General features: G+C 72.0%; 15 protein-coding genes. 11 read left to right on the top strand and 4 right to left on the bottom strand.

All coding sequences use genetic code 11. The features are described from left to right. The 3 genes from J3S20_RS14475 to J3S20_RS14465 all read right to left on the bottom strand — a co-directional run bounded on the left by J3S20_RS14475 (position 1) and on the right by J3S20_RS14465 (position 4,895). Positions 1-2,796, bottom strand: coding sequence for an ATP-dependent DNA helicase (locus J3S20_RS14475; protein WP_216837207.1), 2,796 nt, complete (start codon positions 2,794-2,796; stop codon positions 1-3). Positions 2,797-3,083: 287 nt separating this feature from the next. Beyond that, positions 3,084-4,094: an aspartate-semialdehyde dehydrogenase gene (locus J3S20_RS14470; RefSeq protein WP_216837206.1), complete on the bottom strand. Its 1,011-nt coding sequence runs from the start codon at positions 4,092-4,094 to the stop codon at positions 3,084-3,086. Between the two features lie 60 nt (positions 4,095-4,154). Continuing rightward, complete coding sequence (locus tag J3S20_RS14465; protein WP_216837205.1) at positions 4,155-4,895, bottom strand: carbonic anhydrase; 741 nt, start codon at positions 4,893-4,895, stop codon at positions 4,155-4,157. A 199-nt stretch (positions 4,896-5,094) separates the two neighbouring features. Here J3S20_RS14465 and J3S20_RS14460 point away from each other — a divergent pair, with 199 nt between their 5' ends. Continuing rightward, positions 5,095-6,789, top strand: a complete 1,695-nt coding sequence (locus J3S20_RS14460; RefSeq protein ID WP_216837204.1) for a lysine--tRNA ligase — start codon at positions 5,095-5,097, stop codon at positions 6,787-6,789. Then, on the top strand, positions 6,786-8,723 hold the full coding sequence (locus tag J3S20_RS14455; RefSeq protein WP_216837203.1) for a phosphatidylglycerol lysyltransferase domain-containing protein: 1,938 nt from the start codon (positions 6,786-6,788) through the stop codon (positions 8,721-8,723). The genes J3S20_RS14460 and J3S20_RS14455 overlap by 4 nt, the downstream gene beginning before the upstream one ends. Before the next feature lie 9 nt (positions 8,724-8,732). On the opposite strand, the gene J3S20_RS14450 is transcribed toward J3S20_RS14455, so the two are convergent. Next, positions 8,733-9,380: a S24 family peptidase gene (locus J3S20_RS14450; protein ID WP_216837202.1), complete on the bottom strand. Its 648-nt coding sequence runs from the start codon at positions 9,378-9,380 to the stop codon at positions 8,733-8,735. Positions 9,381-9,561: 181 nt separating this feature from the next. On the opposite strand from J3S20_RS14450, the gene J3S20_RS14445 reads away from it, so the two are divergent. The 9 genes from J3S20_RS14445 (at position 9,562) to J3S20_RS14405 (ending at position 17,123) form a co-directional block, all read left to right on the top strand. Next, positions 9,562-9,987: a hypothetical protein gene (locus J3S20_RS14445; protein ID WP_216837201.1), complete on the top strand. Its 426-nt coding sequence runs from the start codon at positions 9,562-9,564 to the stop codon at positions 9,985-9,987. After that, on the top strand, positions 9,984-10,415 hold the full coding sequence (locus J3S20_RS14440; protein WP_343215225.1) for a hypothetical protein: 432 nt from the start codon (positions 9,984-9,986) through the stop codon (positions 10,413-10,415). The genes J3S20_RS14445 and J3S20_RS14440 overlap by 4 nt, the downstream gene beginning before the upstream one ends. A gap of 172 nt (positions 10,416-10,587) precedes the next feature. After that, entirely contained in the window at positions 10,588-10,833 is a 246-nt protein-coding gene (locus tag J3S20_RS14435; protein WP_216837200.1) for a hypothetical protein, read from the top strand. Positions 10,834-10,837: 4 nt separating this feature from the next. Then, positions 10,838-12,262 carry a portal protein gene (locus J3S20_RS14430; protein WP_379793666.1) on the top strand — a complete coding sequence of 475 codons (1,425 nt, stop codon included), beginning with the start codon at positions 10,838-10,840 and terminating at the stop codon, positions 12,260-12,262. Between the two features lie 8 nt (positions 12,263-12,270). After that, positions 12,271-12,999 carry a capsid assembly protein gene (locus J3S20_RS14425; protein ID WP_216837199.1) on the top strand — a complete coding sequence of 243 codons (729 nt, stop codon included), beginning with the start codon at positions 12,271-12,273 and terminating at the stop codon, positions 12,997-12,999. A gap of 261 nt (positions 13,000-13,260) precedes the next feature. After that, entirely contained in the window at positions 13,261-14,100 is an 840-nt protein-coding gene (locus J3S20_RS14420) for a phage capsid protein (protein WP_216837198.1), read from the top strand. A gap of 128 nt (positions 14,101-14,228) precedes the next feature. Beyond that, positions 14,229-14,798, top strand: coding sequence for a hypothetical protein (locus J3S20_RS14415; RefSeq protein WP_216837197.1), 570 nt, complete (start codon positions 14,229-14,231; stop codon positions 14,796-14,798). A gap of 4 nt (positions 14,799-14,802) precedes the next feature. Continuing rightward, positions 14,803-16,683, top strand: coding sequence for a hypothetical protein (locus J3S20_RS14410; RefSeq protein ID WP_216837196.1), 1,881 nt, complete (start codon positions 14,803-14,805; stop codon positions 16,681-16,683). Continuing rightward, the gene (locus tag J3S20_RS14405) at positions 16,683-17,123 is read left to right on the top strand and encodes a hypothetical protein (RefSeq protein ID WP_216837195.1); all 441 of its coding nucleotides are present in this window, start codon (positions 16,683-16,685) and stop codon (positions 17,121-17,123) included. Before J3S20_RS14410 ends, J3S20_RS14405 begins: the two co-directional genes overlap by 1 nt. The last annotated feature ends 18 nt before the right edge of the window (positions 17,124-17,141 follow it).

Here is a 17,141-nt window from a genome sequence, read left to right as displayed (position 1 = left end):
TCAGTCTTCCCCCAAAAATTCGCGGATTTCGGCGACGGCATCGCGCAGGCCCAGCCGCCGCGGCACCACGCCCGGCGGCAGACCGGCCAGCAGTCGGGAGGGGCAGGACTTGTCGAGCAGCACGAAGACGCCCTTGTCGTCGCCGCGCCGGATCAGCCGCCCAAAGGCCTGGCGCAGGCGGTGGCGGGCGATGGCGTCGTCATAGGATTTCGGCTGGCCTTCGGAGAGATGCGTCCGCCGTTCCCGGTGCAGGATGGAGGGCCTTGGCCAGGGCACGCGGTCGAAGACCAGCAGACGCAGCGACCGGCCGGGCACGTCCACGCCGTCCCGCATCGCATCGGTGCCGAGCAGGCAGGCATGCTCCTCGGCCCGGAACACATCGACCAGGGTCGCATTGTCCATGGCATCGACATGCTGGGCGTAGAGGGGAATGCCGCGCTCGGCCAAGGGCTGGGCGATGCGGGATTGCACGTCGCGCAGCCGCCGCACCGCCGTGAACAGGCCGAGCGCGCCACCGCCGGAGGCGGTGAAGAGCGCGCGATAGGCGGCGGCCACCTGGGCGGGATCGCCCTTGCTGACATCCTCCACCACCAAGGCGCGGGTTCGGGTGGCGTAGTCGAAGGGGGATGCGACGGCGGCGCGGATGGCGGGGTTGGGCAGGTGGGCGGCGCCGGTGCGGGATTCGGCGGCGCGCCAGGCGGCCTCCCGATCCTCCTCGCCTTCCGCGGCGCCGGCATGGTCGCGCAGCGTGGCAGAGGTGATGAGCACGCCATGGGCAGGGGCGGCGACCGCCATGGCGAAGGGCTGGGTGGGGTCCAGGTGGTGGCGGTGCATTCCGCAATCGATCTCGCGACCCTCCCGCCGGTCGAGGGCGAACCAGTCGACATAGTCGGGGCGCAGGCCGGGGGCGCGGGGCGGGCTGGCGAGGGTGCCGAGCATGGCGGACCAGGCGGTCAGCGGCATCAGGGCGCGGCGTTCCAGGCCGCGGCAGGCGGCCTCGATACGAATGCGGTCGCCGACCTCCAGCTCCTCCGCCTCATCCTCCAGCCGGGCCGCGAGCCGGTCGTGCAGCGCCTGGAGCGGGTTTTTCAGGCGGGTCAGGCTTTCGGCCAGGGCTGCGCCGGCCTCGGCCACCGCCTCCGGCAGCGGGTGCAGGTCGCATTCGACGCCATAGCCGGCCTCCTCATCCTTGGCGCGGGCCAGGATCTGGCGGCGGACGGATTGCAGAAAGGCCTCGGCAGTGCCGCGGGGCTCGTCCATTTCGGAGAGGCGGCTGGGCCAGCCGGGGGCGGGCAGGGCGCGCGCGGCCTGGAGCGCTTCCTCCAGCGGCAGCAGCAGGTCGGGGCGGTCGCCGATCAGATCCTCCAGCCGCCGGGCCAGGCCGCGGGCGCGGGAACGGCCGCCCTCCGCCCCCAGCAGCCAGCGGCGCAGCTCCGCGGCCTCGCCGCCGGTCAGGTCGGCGGAGAAGGCGGCGTCCGCCGCGTCGAACAGGTGGTGGCCCTCGTCGAAGACCAGGCGCAGCGGGCGGCCATCCTCGCCGCCGCCCAGCGCCGCCTGCACCATCACCAGCGCATGGTTCGCCACCACCAGCGTGGCGGATTTGGCGCGGCGGATGGAGTGTTCGACGAAGCACTGCTTGTAGTGGCCGCAGGCGGAGTGGATGCATTCGCCGCGCCGGTCGGCCAGCGGCCAGACATGGTGCGGGCCGAAGAGCTCCGTCAGCCAGCCCGGGAAGTCGCCGCCCTGCAGGTCGCCGTCGCGCGTTGCCAGCGCCCAGCGCGCGACCAGCGACAGCGGCAGCAGGATGCCGGCCATGGAGGCGGCGCCGACCGCCTCCTCCATGTTCAACAGGCAGAGGTAGTTCTCACGGCCCTTGCGGACGACGATGCGGCGGCGGCGCTCGGCGGGTTCGGGGTAGAGGCGCGCGGCCTCCTGGTCGATCTGGCGCTGCAGGTTGCGGGTGAAGGTGGAGATCCAGACCGGGGCGCCGTTGCGCTCCGCCCAGAGGCTGGCCGGCGCCACATAGCCGAGCGTCTTGCCGGTGCCGGTGCCGGCCTCCGCCAGCACCAGGTTGGGGGCGCCGCGCGTTTCCCGGGCCTGAAAGGCGCCGGCGGCGGCGGAGGCGTAGTCGGCCTGCTGCGGGCGCTGCTCCGCGCCCTCGCCGAGGATCTCGGCGAGGCGGCGGCGGGCATCGGCGGGGGAGACGGGGTGTTGCGCGGGGGGCGGGGGCGGCGCCACCTCCTCCCATTCCGGCAGGCGGCGCCAGACCTTGAGTGGATCCAGCGAGGGGCGGGCCTGCTGGCCCAGCGCCGCGAGGACGGAATCGGCCCAGGGCCAGTGCACTTCGGCGCCGAGCTTGGCGGCCAGCGCCGCGGCATCCCGGTTCAGCGGCGCGTTGCGGCCGGCGGCGAGGTGGCGGAGCATCGCCGTGGCGAGCTCCGGCAGCAGGGCGGCCAGACCCTCCTCATCCTCCGGCGGGTCGCGGTCCAGCGCCATGGCCAGGCCGCGCGGCGTGGGGGCGGCGGGGCGAGCGGGCAGGCAGAAGGCGAAGAGTTCCAGCAGATCGCAGGCCGGGAAGGGGCCGAGGCCGAGGCGGCGGGCGGTGGCCGGCGCATGCACCAGCATGGGCGGCGGCATGTCGCGCAGACGGCGGCCGATCTCGAGGGCGGGGCCGGAGAAGAGCTCGCCATCCGGGGTGAGGAGGGTGCCGCGGCCGAAGCCCGCGATCAGCGCCGGGCTGTCCGGCAGCAGCAGGCGCGGCTGCCGGAGCTCGGCCGAGGGACGCGGGGTGGTCATGCCGCCAATGTGGCCGCAGCGTGCAGGCGAACAAAGAGGGAAAGGCGCGGCGGCATGCAGATTTCCGTCATGGCGGCGCGTGACTTGAGGCCCTCTCCCCCCGACGGGGGGTTCGACGCATGCGTCGAAGGTGGGGTGAGGGGGGCTCGGCGGCCTGATGCACCGCGCCCATCGAGACGGCGCATCTGGTGGCGCTGGCCGTCTAATCCTGCACGGCCCCCCTCACTCCGACCCTCTCCCCCCGTTGGGTGGAGAGGGAGTCATGCGGTGAGGGAGGACTGCGCGGCTCAGGCCGGCACGCGCAAGGCGGGCACCCGCTCCGCGATCTGCACCGCGTTCAGCGCCGCGCCCTTCAGCAGCTGGTCTCCGCAGAGGAAGAAGTCCAACCCGCGGTCACCGAAGACCGGGTTGGCGCGGATGCGGCCGGCCTCGACGTCGTCCTGGCCGGTGGCGGTCAGCGGCATCGGGTAGAGCAGGGCGGCCGGGTCATCCAGCACCTTCACGCCGGCGGCCTGGCGCAGCACGGCGCGGGCGGCCTCGGCGGTGACGGGGCGCTCCGTCTCGATCGTCACGCTCTCGCCGTGGACGCGCATGGTCGGGATGCGGACGGCGGTGCAGGAGATGAGAAGATCGGGCAGGCCCATGATCTTCCGGGATTCCCAGGCGACCTTCATCTCCTCCCGCGTATAGGCGTTCGGCTGGAAGCTATCGATGTGGGGGATGACGTTGAAGGCCAGCGGGTGCGCGAAGACCTCGTTCTGGGCCTTGGCGCCGTCCACCAGCACGCGCCGCGTCTCGCGCTCCAGCTCCACCATGCCCTCCGCCCCGGCGCCGGAGGCGGCCTGGTAGGTGGAGACGATGACGCGCTTGATGCCGAAGGCGGCATGCAGCGGGGCCAGCGCCACCACCAGGATGGCGGTGGTGCAGTTGGGATTGGCGATCAGCCTGGCATCGCCGATGGCCGCCGCATTCACCTCCGGCACCACCAGCGGGACATTCTCCTCGAGCCGGAAGGCCGAGGAATTGTCCACCACGGTGACGCCGGCGGCGACCAGCCCGGGGGCGTGCTTCTTGGCGAAGTCGCCGGAGACGGCGAGCAGGGCCAGGTCCAGGTCGCGCGCGGCCTCCTGGCTGAATTCCTCGATCACCGTATCGCCGAAGGGCGTGGGCAGGACGGTGCCGGCACTGCGACCCGAGGCGAAGAGGCGGAGTTTCGTCACCGGGAAGCGACGCCGCCCGAGGACCTCCACCAGCTCCCGCCCCACCGCTCCGGTGGCGCCTATCACACCCACACGCATCGCACGCTGCTCCTGTCTCGCAAGGACAGGTCGCATAGCGCAAAGCCGGGCTTCGGCCAATCACGCGATGGCCGAGACCTGCTGTGTGTCCAGGGCATAATGGCCGCCCACCACCTTGAGCCGGCCGGCCGCGGCGGCGCTGGCCAGGACGGGGCTTTCGGCCAGCAGCCGGGCCACGTTCATCGCCACATTGGCGCGGACGGTGCCTTCCACCACATCGCCGCCGGCGCGCAGCGCGGCCAGCGCCGCCGGCAGCATGGGCAGCAGCATGTCCCGCAGATGCACGGGCAGGGACAGCGGCTGCTGCGCCAGCGCCACGGCCGCGCCGGCGGCGCCGCAATGCTGGTGCCCCAGCACCATGATCAGTGGCACGCCCAGATTGGCCACCGCATATTCCAGGCTGCCGATGGCGCCGGTATCGGCCAGGTTGCCGGCATTGCGGGCGACGAAGATCTCGCCGAGGCCGGCCTGGAACAGCACCTCCGGCGTCGCGCGGCTGTCGGCGCAGCCGAGCACGGCGGCGAAGGGCGCCTGGCCGGTGGCGAGGATGGCGCGGCGTTCCAGGTTGCCCGGGCCGGGCTGCGCCGCCTGGGCCAGGAAGCGGCGATGGCCCTGCATCAGCCGGTCCAGCGCCTGGTCGGGCGTCAGGGTGGTGGGGGGCAGGCTGCTGGCGGCGCGGGCCGGGGTGAGGCCGGCGGCGGTGGCCGCCAGGCCGGCCATGGCCGCCATCAGCCCGCGGCGGCCATGGCCGCGGCTGGCGCGATGCGGGAAGGCGTCGGTGCAGCAGGGGCAGGCCGGCATGGCGGATCCTTCGGTGGGCGGACCGTCCGGGCAGGATGGTGCGCCTCTGGAATGAAGGCTGTGCGCCTTCGATCCCACCGAGGCTAGGCATCATTGGCTTCCGGAGCGTGAATGCCCGGCGCATTGCGGATGGCCTCGCCTGGACCGCCCGCCGCACCTATAAGGCGGCACCGCCTCCAGCCTGAGGATGACCTGACGCATGTCCGCCGATTTCACCACCGCCAAGTCCTGGCCCTTCGAGGAGGCGCGCAAGGTCGCCGACCGGGTGCAGGCGGGCGGCAAATCGGCGGCGCTGTTCGAGACCGGCTACGGCCCCTCCGGCCTGCCGCATATCGGCACCTTCGGGGAGGTGGCGCGCACCACCTGGGTGCGCCGTGCCTTCGAGAAGCTGACCGGCCTGCCCACCAACCTGATCGCCTTCAGCGACGACATGGACGGGCTGCGCAAGGTGCCGGACAATGTTCCCAACCGGGAGATGCTGGCCGGCTATCTCGGCCGGCCGGTCACGGCGGTGCCGGATCCCTTCGGCACGCATGAAAGCTTCGGGCACCACAACAATGCCCGGCTGCGCGCCTTCCTGGACCGTTTCGGGTTCGATTACGAATTCGCCTCATCCTCCGACTACTACCGGTCGGGACGATTCGATGCGGCGCTGCTGCGGATGGCGGAGAGGCATGAGGAGGTGCGGGCGGTGATCCTGCCGACGCTCGGCCCGGAACGCCGCGCCACCTATTCCCCCTTCCTGCCGATCCATCCGAAGACCGGCGTGGTGATGCAGGTGCCGATGGAGGAGGTGCGGCCGGCGGAGGATCTGCTGGTCTGGATCGACCCCGCCACCGGCGAGCGCCACGGCACGCGCATCACCGGCGGCCATTGCAAGGCGCAGTGGAAGGCCGACTGGGCGCTGCGCTGGTACGCGCTGGGCGTGGATTACGAGATGTCCGGCAAGGACCTGATCGACAGCGTCCGGCTGTCCGGCCGCATCTGCCAGGTGCTGGGCGGCCAGCCGCCGATCGGCTTCACCTATGAGCTGTTCCTGGACGAGGACGGCGGCAAGATCAGCAAGTCGAAGGGCAATGGCCTGACCATCGACGAATGGCTGCACTACGCCCCGCCCGAGAGCCTGGCGCAGTTCATGTACAACCAGCCCGGCCGCGCCAAGCGCCTGCATTTCGACGTGATCCCGCGCGCCGTCGACGAATACGTGCAGAACCTGGACCGGCTGCGCACGGTGCCGGGGCCGGACAATCCGGCCTGGCACATCCATGGCGGGCCCACCAACGACCCGGGCACGCCGGTGTCCTTCACCATGCTGATGAACCTGGCCAGCGTGATCAACGCGGATGCACCGGAAATGCTCTGGGGTTTCCTCCGCCGCTACGCGCCGGATGCGAAGGGGGAAACCCACCCGCTGCTGGCCCGCCTGGTGGAGCACGCCGTCGCCTACTACCGGGACCGCGTCGCGCCGAACAAGCAGCACCGCGCGGCGACGGAGGCCGAGCGCCCCGCCTTCGAGGCGCTGGCCGCCGCGCTGCGGGCGCAGCAGGGGGAGCTGGAACTGCTGCCGCCGGATGAGCAGGCCAAGGCGATCCAGGACCTGGTCTATGATGCCGGGCGGCGCGAGCCCTTCATCGAGATGACGAAGGACGGCCGGCCCGGCGTCTCCCGCGCCTGGTTCAATGCGCTGTACCAGGTGCTGCTGGGCCAGCCGGAAGGCCCGCGCTTCGGCGGCTTCGTCGCGCTGTACGGCATTGCCGGCACGATCGGGCTGATCGAGACGGCGCTGGCGCGGCCCGCGGCCAGCGGCGAAAGGCCCAGCGCCGCCAGCGGCGAAAGGCCCAGCGCCGCCAGCGGCGAAGTTTCGCGCGCCGCCAGCGGCGACGCCGCCGCGTGAGGAAGCTCGGCGAGCTGCTGCGCCGCCACGGCGTGGCAGGCTTCGGCGTCCTGCTGCTGATCGCCGCCATCTGGGTGGTGCAGAAGGAATTCCGCAGCCTCTCCATCGCCGATATCCGCGCCTCGCTCGCCGCCATCTCCACCGCTACGCTCTGGGTGGCGGCGGGCTGGACGCTGCTGGCCTATGCGGTGCTGACTATCTACGACCGGCTGGGCAGCGTCTATGCCGGCTATCCGGTCAGCTATGCCCGCACCTCGCTGGCCTCCTTCTGCGCCTATACGCTGGCGCACAACCTGGGCTTCGCCGCGGTCTCCGGCGCCGCGGTGCGCTATCGCTTCTATGCCGCCTGGGGGCTGCCGGCGCTGGCCATCGCCAAGGTGGTCGCCTTCACCAGCCTGACCTTCGGCCTGGGCGGCTTCGCCCTCGGCGGGCTGGTGCTGCTGGTGGAGCCGGATGTGATCCCGGGCCTCGGCGAGCATGTGCCGCATTGGGCCATGCGCATCCTGGGCCTCGCGATGTGGGCGCTGGTGATCGCCTATGTGACCCTGTCGCGCATCCGCAGCCATGTTGTGATCTTCAAGCACCGCATCGACCTGCCGGGCTTCCGCATGGCGGTGGCGCAGACCACGCTGGCCAGCGTCGATGTCGCGATCACGGCGATGATCTTCTACACCCTGCTGCCGTCGGCGGAGGGGCTGACCTTCCTCCGCTTCCTCGGCATCTATGTGGTGGCCTATACCGCCGGCATCGCGGCAAGCCTGCCGGGCGGCATCGGCGTCTTCGACGGCGCTATCCTGCTGGGCCTCGCGCCCTGGCTGACGCCGGCCCAGGTGGTGGGCGCGCTGCTGCTGTTCCGGCTGTACTACTACATCGTGCCGCTGTTCCTGGCCGGCATCCTGTTCGCCGGCTTCGAGATCGCCCAGCGCCGCCATGCGCTGAAGCGCTTCGCGGTCGAACAGGGCGTGGCCGATGCGCTGGAAGTGCCGGTGATCGCCGGCCTCACCGGCCTCGGCGGGGCGCTGCTGCTCTTCGTCGGCGCGCTGCCGGCGCGCGGCACGGCGGTGGCGGAATGGGCGGGGTATGAGGCGGCCGTCGCCAGCCACTTCGCGGCCTCCGTCATCGGCTCGCTGCTGCTGGTGATCGGCTATGGGCTGCTGCGGCGGCTGACGCTGGCCTGGGGCGCGGGCATCCTGCTGCTGCTGACCGGGGCGCTGATCTGCTGGCTGCGCGCCGATGGCTGGTGGCTCTGGGGCGCCTTCCTGCTGGTGGCGGGGCTGCTGGCCGCCATGCGCGGCGCCTTCTACCGCACCGCGCGGCTGATGACGGAACCGCTGGCCGGCGCCACGCTGCTGCCGCTGGTGGTGGTGGGGCTGTGTGCGCTGATGCTGGCGCTGGTCAGCTATGGCGGCAAGGTGGCGGGCGACAGCTGGTGGGGCGTGGTGATCTCCCCGCTCGCGCCGGACAGCCTGCGGTTTTCCGTGGGCCTGGCCGGGGTGCTGCTGCTGGTGGCGGCGGTGCGGCTGCTGCGGCCGGCCCGCATCCAGCCGGAGGAATGGGACCCCGAGGTGCGGGCGCGGCTGCGGGCGCTGGGGGCGGAGGCGCCGGAACTGGCCGATGGCGCCGTCTTCGGCGAGGCCGGGCGGGCCGGCTTCGCCTTCGTCAAGCGCGACGGCATCTGGCTGGCGCTCGGCGATCCGGCGGGGGATGAACGCGACCGCGTCTCCGCCATCTGGCGCTTCCGCGACATGTGCGAGCGAGCGGGGGTGGATGCCGCCTTCTGGCGCGTCGGGCCGGGGCTGCTGCGGGTCTATGGCGATATCGGCCTGACCGCCTTCCCGGTCGGCGCGCCGCTGCCGGGCGATGGGCCGCGCTTCCTGGCCTGCCGGGCGGAGAAGGACCTGGAGACGCTGGCGCCGCTGCTGCCGGGGCGATGAGCCGCGGCGCTACTGCGTCGCCCAGATGATCCGGTGCATCCAGGCCAGCTCGGCCAGGTCGAAGGTATAGTTCGGATGCGCCGGGTTCAGGCTGGCCAGCTCCACCCGGCGGGCGGATTGGCGCAGCAATTCCTTGGCCATCACCTCCCCCTGCCGGGTGCGGACCACCACGCGGTCGCCGCGCCGCACCGGCGCGCCGGGGGACACGATGACCACGTCGCCATCCCGGAAGACCGGCTCCATGCTCTCCCCACTGATTTCCAGCGCATAGGCGTTGGGGTCCGGCACATCGGGCACCGAGATCTCGTCCCAGCCGCCGCCGACCGGGTAGCCGCCATCGTCGAAGAAGCCCTCGCCGCCCGCCTGGGCCAGGCCGATCAGCGGGATGCGCCGCGCGATCGGGCCGCGGCCGCCGCGCGAGAGCGCCGGGGCGCCGGTGACGAGGGAGGCGAAGGCCTCGAACCCCGTGCCGGTGGCGCCCAGCACCTTGGCGACGCTTTCGGTGGAGGGCCAGCGCGCGCGGCCATCCACGCCCGTGCGCTTGGACGGGTTGAAGGCGGTGGCATCGAGCCCCGCCCGGCGGGCGAGGCCCGAGGCTGACAATCCATGTTCCGCGGCGAGCGCATCGATCGCCCGCCAGATGTCCTCGTGCCGCATGGCCAAGGGATTCCCTGCTGCGGGAGGCGACGCGGGGAGGCGTCGCTTCCTGGGATGGGACATCCTAGGTTTCGAGTCGCGATGCAATAGGAACGATATCCTTGCAACCCCGGGTGGAAAAGGTTAAGGGGTCTTTGTTCCTGTTTTGTTCAGGAACCAAAGCCCCTGAGGACCCAAGGTCATGTCCATCGCCCCCTGCCGCGCCCCCGTCCTGGTCAGCCTGGAACGCGCGCAACCCTTCGATTCGGCTGAGGATGCCTGGTTCTGGACCATGGCGGCCCTGACGGCGCGGCGCGACGGCGCCAGGCTGGGCGCCGGGCGCGGGCAGGTGGTGCGGCCCTGCGAGCCCGACGATGTGGTGAAGTGCCTCGACCGGCTCTATCGTCAGCGCCGCATCGAGCTGGCGCATGCGCGCATCCTGCGCATCTGGGGCGAGCGCCACGAAGCCCCCAGCCCGCGCGTCCCGCAGGAGGCCGGCGACCTACGCCTGTGGCGGGAGGCGATGGACCGGCTGGATTTTCCCCTCCGCGCCAAGGGCATTGTCGGCGGCCCCCCGCGCGGGCTGCAGGAGGCGGAGGTGGTGCCATTCCGGGGACGCCTCCAGTGAGGCAGCGGCTCGCGCATCGGCGGGCTGTGGAGGCGGCGGGGCAATCGGTCTGGATCGCCTTCGGTGGCGTCGCCGACCAGCCCTGGCTGCGCCTGCTGCGCCCTGGCTTCCGCCACTGCTTCGCAGCACTCGGCGACGAGGCCGGCTGGACGGTGCTGGAGCCGCTTTCCGGGCGCCTGATGGTGGCGCGGCTTCCCGTCGAGGGCAGTTTCGACCTGCCGGCCTTCTATCGCCGCGCCGGGCTGCGGGTGCTCGGCCCCTTCACGCCGGGGGATCCGGCGCCGCGGCTGCTGCCGCCGATCGCCCCCTTCAGCTGCGTCGCGCTCTGCCGCGCCCTGCTGGGCCCGGAGGCGCCTGCGGCCTGGACGCCCTATCAGCTGTTCCTTGGGCTGGGTGGGCAGGTGAAGGAAAATAATCATCAGACATAGGAATAAATATTGACGCGGCCGTGAGGCCGGTCTATCACCCCCTTGCCACGGGGTGATCTGCGCCCCGCGGCATCCTCCTCTCCCGGTCCCCCAAACTCGACCCGTCCGGCTCTGCCGGGCGGGTCTTTTTTTGGGCGCGGCCGGGGAGCAACCCCAGCCGAAGGAAGCGCGCATGGGTGGCCTGTTCCAGGCGCCGAAGCCGGCCGTGTCCGCCCCGGACACCAACGCCGCCGTCGAGGCGGCCGCCGAGAAATCCGCCGCCACCGAAGCCAGTGCCGAGGAGGCCGCACGCCGTGCCCGGCAGCGGGCGCTGGACCGGGCCCGCCGCGGCCTGGCCGGCACCATCGCCACCTCCGCCCGCGGGGTGCTGGACCCCGCGCCGGCCTTCGCCGCGCGCAAGAACCTGCTGGGCGAATGAGGCGATGATGACCCCGGAACAGATCCTCGCCCGCCATGAACGCGCCCTGGCGCGCCGGCGGCCGCTCGAGGGGCGTTGGCAGGACTGCTACGACCACGCCCTGCCGGCGCCCCATGCCGCGCCGCTGTTCGACGCCACCGCCGCCGATGCGGCCGAACAGCTCGCCGCCTCCCTCCTCGCCGAACTGGCGCCGCCCTGGTCGCGCTGGTTCGGCCTGGCGCCGGCCCGCAAGGTCTCCGAAGGCCCGGCAGCGCAGGAGGTGGCGCGGCTGCTGGAAGCGGCGGCCGAGACGCTGCAGGGCCACCTGGATCGCTCCAATTTTTCGTTGGAACTGCATCAGGCTTTTCTCGAACTGGTGGTGACCGGCACCGCCGTGCTGCTGGTGGAGGAGGCGCCGCCCGGTGAGACCTCCGCGCTGCGCTTCACGGCCGTGCCGCTGCGGGAGACGGTGCTGGAGGAGGGCCCCTCGGGCCGGCTGGACACCGTCTTCCGCGCCATCCGCCTGACGCCGGCCGAAATCCGCGCGCGCTGGCCCGGTGCGCAGCTGGTGCTGCCGCGGCAGGACGGCAATGAGGCGCCGCCGCAACTGCGCGTGGTGGAGGCGGTGTGGCCCGACCCGCGCGCCGGCCATCGCTTCGCGGTCGTGCTGGATGGCGGTGAGTCGGCGCCGGAACTGCTGGCGGAGGGCCGCTTCGCGGAGAATCCCTTCATCGCCTTCCGCTGGCTGAAGGTGCCCGGCGAGACCTATGGCCGCGGCCCCGTCGCCAAGGCGCTGCCCGATATCCGCACCGCCAACAAGGTGGTGGAGCTGATCCTGAAGAACGCCTCCATCGCCGCTACCGGCATCTGGCAGGCGGAGGATGACGGCGTGCTGAACCCGGCGACGATCCGCCTGGTGCCCGGCGCCATCATCCCGAAGGCTCAGGGCTCGGCCGGCCTCACGCCCCTGGCAGCACCCGGCAATTTCGATGTCTCGCAGCTGATCCTGCAGGACCTGCGGGCGCGCATCCGCGGCGCGCTGCTGGCCGATCGGATCGAGGCCTCGGACAAGGTCGGCATGACGGCCACCGAGGTGACGGCGCGCAGCGCCATCTCCATCCGCCTGCTGGGCGCCATCTACGGCCGGCTGCAAGCGGAGCTGCTGGGGCCGCTGGTGGCGCGCTGCCTGTCCGTGCTGCGCCGGCGGGGCGAGGTGCCTTCGCTGCTGGCCGATGGGCAGGAGGCGCGGCTGGTCTACAGCTCGCCGCTCGCCCGGGTGCAGGCGCGGGCGGATGCCAGCGACACGCTGCTGTTCCTGCAGGCCGCCGCGGGCCTCGGCGCGGAAGCGCGCGCGGTGCTGGACGAGCCCGCCGCCGCCCGCTGGCTGGCCCGCACCCTCGGTGCGCCGCCCGAGATCATCCGCCCCCCCGTCAACACGAACCAGGAGTGAGCCCCGGCATGTCCGACAACCTTCTCGACGCCGCGAGCGAGACCGCCACGACGAGCACCCGGCCGGCCGAGATCCCCGAGAAATTCTGGGACGAGGCGAAGGGCGCGCTGCGCGTCGATGCGCTGCTGAAATCATACATCGAGCTGGAGCGCCGCCTGTCCCAGCGCTTCGCCCCGCCGGGCGATGACGCGCCGGAGGAGGACCGCCTGCGCTGGCGCCGCGCGCTGGGCATTCCGGACAGCCCGGACGAATACCAGGTGACGCCGCCGAACGAGCTGCTGACGCCGGACGCCGCGGTGAACCAGCGTCTGCACGAGGCCGGCTTCAACGCCCGCCAGGTGCAGCTGGTCTACGACCTGGCGGCGGAACGCCTGCTGCCGCTGATCGCCGAGGCGGCGGCGGAGTTCGAGGCCGGGCGCCAGGTGGAGAAGCTGCGCGCGCATTTCGGCGGGGAGGAACGCTTCCGTCGCATCGCCGCGCAGCTTTCCGCCTGGGGCCGCGCGCATCTGCCCGAGGCCGTCTTCACCGCGCTCGCTTCCACCGCCGATGGCGTGCTGGCGCTGCACCGGATGATGGAGGGCAAGGAGCCCAGCCTGACGCGGGAGGCGCAGGCCGAGGCCGGTCCGGATGAGGCGGAGCTCCGCCGCATGATGCGCGACCCGCGCTACTGGCGCACGCGGGAGCCCGATTTCGTCAAGCGCGTGACCGAAGGTTTTCGGCGGCTGGTCAGCGACTAGCGCATTTTCAAGTTCGGCGTTCACGCCGAACGACTCGGAAAATGCGCCAGCACCATCCCGAGTTCCGGCCCGGTGCGGCGCAAGCCCCGGGCCGGTCCGGCGGGGCGGATGGTGCGGGCTCGCCCCCATCCGCCCCGCCCCCCAATCCCCGCAGGGAACCCGCCGCCGCGGGCTGCGGGCTGCTGCCCTGACGCCGGCCCGAAGGGGGCAACCGGCGTGCCGGGCCGTTCGCCAAACCCCTTTCCGTGACAAGGAAATCGCATGTCCGCTTCCACCCAGATCGACGCCGTCTTCACCCGCCAGTTCCAGGCCGAGGTGCATGAGGCCTATCAGCGCCAGGGCAGCAAGCTGCGCCCCACCGTGCGCTCCAAGACCGGCGTGACCGGCAGCAGCACCTTCTTCCCCAAGGTCGGCAAGGGCATCGCCGCGGCGAAGACGCGCCATGGCTCCGTGCCCGTGATGAACCTGGAGCATGCGCAGGTCGAATGCGTGCTGCAGGACTATTATGCCGGCGACTGGATCGACCGGCTGGACGAGCTGAAGACCAATGTGGATGAGCGCAGCGTGGTGGCCAATGCCGGCGCCTATGCGCTGGGCCGCAAGACCGACGAGCTGATCATCGCGGCCCTCGACACCGCGACCAACGAGGCCGTGGGCACCGCCGCCGGCACCACGGATGCCGATGGCCTGACCAAGGCGAAGGTGCTGCTGGCCTTCGAGATGATGGGCGCGGCGGAAGTGCCCGACGATGGCGGGCGCTATGCCGTGGTCGGCTGGAAGCAGTGGTCGCAGCTGCTGGAGATCGAGGAATTCGCCTCCTCCGAATATGTCGGCGAGGATGCGCTGCCTTGGAAGGGCAGCCAGGCGAAGCGCTGGCTGGGCGCGATGTGGATGCCGCATTCGGGCCTGACGCTCTCGGGCGGGCTTCGCTACTGCTACTTCTACCACCGCACCGCCATCGGCCATGCCGCGGCCGCCGAGGTCGAGACCGACATCACCTGGCACGGCGACCGCGCCGCGCATTTCGTCGCGAACATGATGAGCCAGGGCGCCGCGCTGGTCGACAACTTCGGTGTCGTGCGCATGCGCGCCGCGGAATAGTCGTGCGGATGCGCGCGGCGGCATAGCCCGCGCAGCCGCAAAGCCCTCTCCCCCCAACGGGGGGAGAGGGTGGGGTGAGGGGGGACCTCACCACCAGACCAGCCACCCTACATTCGGAAGAATCCCACATGGCCCTGACCGCTGTCGCGCTCTGCTCGCGCGCCCTGCTGCGCCTCGGCGCGCAGCCCGTCGCCTCGCTCGATGAGGGCACCGCGGAAGCGGAGGTCGCGGCCAATCTCTACGCGCCGACGCGTGATGCGCTGCTGTCCGCGCATCCCTGGTCCTTCGCCACCGGCCAGGCCAGCCTGCCGCGGCTTTCCGCGGCGCCGCCGGCCGACATGGCGCATGCCTTCCAGCTGCCGCCCGGCTTCCTGCGCGCACTCTCCGCCGGCAGCGGCGGGCGGGGCGGCGGCATGCCCTATCGGCTGCATGAGGACAAGCTGCAGGCGGATGCCACCAGCGTCACGCTGACCTACATCTTCCGCCCCGACGAAAGCGCCTTCCCGCCCTTCTTCGCTCAGGCGCTGGTGGCACGCCTCGCCGCCGAATTCTGCCTGCCGCTGACCGACAGCGCATCGCGCGCCGAGATGCTGTTCCGCCTGGCGGAGGGTGAGCTGCGCAGCGCGCGGCTGATCGACAGCCAGCAGGATACGCCGCGCGCCATCGAGCATTTCCCGCTGGTCGATGTGAGGGGATGAGCGGATGAGCATCGCCACGCGCCGCGTCAAATCCTCCTTCACCGCCGGCGAGCTTGCGCCCGAGCTCTATGGCCGCGCCGATCTGCGCGCCTTCGAGAATGGCGCGCGGCGGCTGCGCAATGTCGTCATCCAGCCGACGGGCGGCGTCGCGCGCCGGCCCGGCCTGGTGCATGTGGCGACGCTGCCCGGCCCGGCCCGGCTGGTGCCCTTCGAGTTCAACACGGAGCAGACCTACCTGCTGGCGCTCAGCGAGGGCCGGCTGCAGGTCTTCCTGGGCGATGCGGAGGTCGCCAGCCTGCCGGCGCCCTGGTCCACCACCATGCTGCCGCAGCTGGCCTTCACGCAAAGCGCGGATACGCTGCTGCTGTTCCATCCGGAGATGCCGCCGCAGCGCCTGACGCGCAGCAGCCACACCGCCTGGACCATCGCGCCCTTCGCCTTTTCCCGCGTCGCCTTCCACAATTTCACGCGCGACGTGGCGATGGCGGCGTCGGCCACGACGGGCACGGTGGCGCTGACCTGCTCCGCGCCGGTCTTCAGCCCCGGCCATGTCACCAGCCGCTTCCGCCTGAAGGGCAAGCGCGTGGTGATCCTTTCCGTCGAGGGGCCGCAGAACGCCACCGCGCTGGTGGAGGATCCGCTGGAGGATACGCTGGCGACGCAGGACTGGCAGGAGACGGCCTTCAGCGGCGTGCGCGGCTGGCCGGTCTGCGCCTGCTTCCACCAGGATCGCCTGGTGCTCGGCGGGTCGCGCGATGCACCGAACCGGCTGTGGCTGTCGCGCACCGGCGACCTTGGCGATTTCGATGGCGGTACGGGCCTGGATGACGAGGCGATCGAATTCGCGCTGGTCTCCGACCAGGTGAATGCGATCCGCGCCGTCTTCTCCGGCCGCCACCTGCAGGTCTTCACCTCCGGCGCCGAATGGATGGTGACCGGCGATCCGCTGACGCCGTCCTCCATCCAGCTGAACCGGCAGACGCGCGTCGGCACGGCGGTAGACCGGCAGGTGCCGCCGGTGGATGTGGATGGCGCGACGCTGTTCGTCGCGCGGTCCGGCCGCGGCGTGCATGAATTTGCCTATACCGATGTCGCCGATACCTACCAGGCGAATGACCTCGCGCTGGTGGCGCGGCACCTGGTGCGCGACCCGGTCTCCATGGCCTATGACCAGACGGCGCGGCTGCTGCATGTGGTGATGGCCGATGGCTCGATCGCCACGCTGACGCTGTATCGCGCCGAGCAGGTCACCGCCTGGACGCGGCTGGAGACGGAGGGCGCCTTCCGCGCGGTTGCCGAGACCGAAGGCCGCGTCTTCGCGCTGGTCGAGCGTTTCGGCAGTTTTCGCCTCGAGCGCTTCGATGCCACGACGGGCCTGGACGCCGCGCTCTCCGGCAGCAGCGCGACGCCACAGGATCGCTGGCTGGGGCTGGCGCATCTGGAAGCGCGGCAGGTGGGCGTGCTGGCCGATGGCGCGCCGCGCGCGCCCGCCACCGTGCTGGATGGTGCGATCACGCTGGATCCGCCCGCCAGCAGCGTGCAGGCCGGGCTGCCCTTCCGGCATCTGATCGAGCCGCTGCCCGCTTCGCTCGGCAATGCCACGGGCTCGGCTTCCGCGCCGCTGCGCCTGGTCTCCGCCACCTTCCGCCTGCTGGACACGCCGGCGCTGGAGGTGGATCTCGGCCGCGGCGTGCAGCCGGTGCCCTTCCGGCGGCTGGACACGCCGCTGCTGGATGCGGCGCCCGTGCCCTTCACCGGCGATGTCGCGCTGCGTGCCCTCGGCTGGCGGCGGGACGCCATGGCGCCGCTCTGGCGGATCGAGGGCGAGACGCCGCTGCCGCTGACGCTGCTTTCCGTCACCACCGACATGAGGATCACGAACTGATGGCGCAACTCGCCCCCATCGCGGCCGCCATCGGCGCGGGCGCCTCCATCTACGGCAATGTGCGGCAGGGCCAGGCGCAGGCCGCCAATGCCAAGGCGCAGGCCCGCGCCGCGCAGGAACAGGAAAGGGCGCGGGCGGAGCAGACGGCGCTGCAGCAGGCCGCCGAGGCCCGCGCGCGGGAGGCGCGGCTGGCCGGCACGCTGGCTTCCACCCGCGCGCGGCTGGCGGCCGGTGGCCTCTCGCCCGACGAAGGCTCCGCCGCCAACCTGACCGCGGGGATCGAGCGCGATGCCGCCGCGGCGCAGGCCGATAGCGACCAGCTTTTCGCGGCGCGCCTGTCCGCCGGCCGCCGCAGCCTGCTGAACAGCGACGGATCGCTGACCAGCTTCCTGCGCGCCGGCAGCACCTTCGGCAGCTCGCTGCGCAACCTGCTGGATTGAAGCCCGAATTCCACAGCA

It is taken from the genome of Falsiroseomonas tokyonensis (assembly GCF_019024325.1).
Classification (GTDB): Bacteria; Pseudomonadota; Alphaproteobacteria; order Acetobacterales; family Acetobacteraceae; genus Falsiroseomonas; species Falsiroseomonas tokyonensis.
The sequence above is the reverse complement of the archived record's forward strand: the minus strand, read 5'-3'. Positions and strand labels throughout refer to the sequence as shown.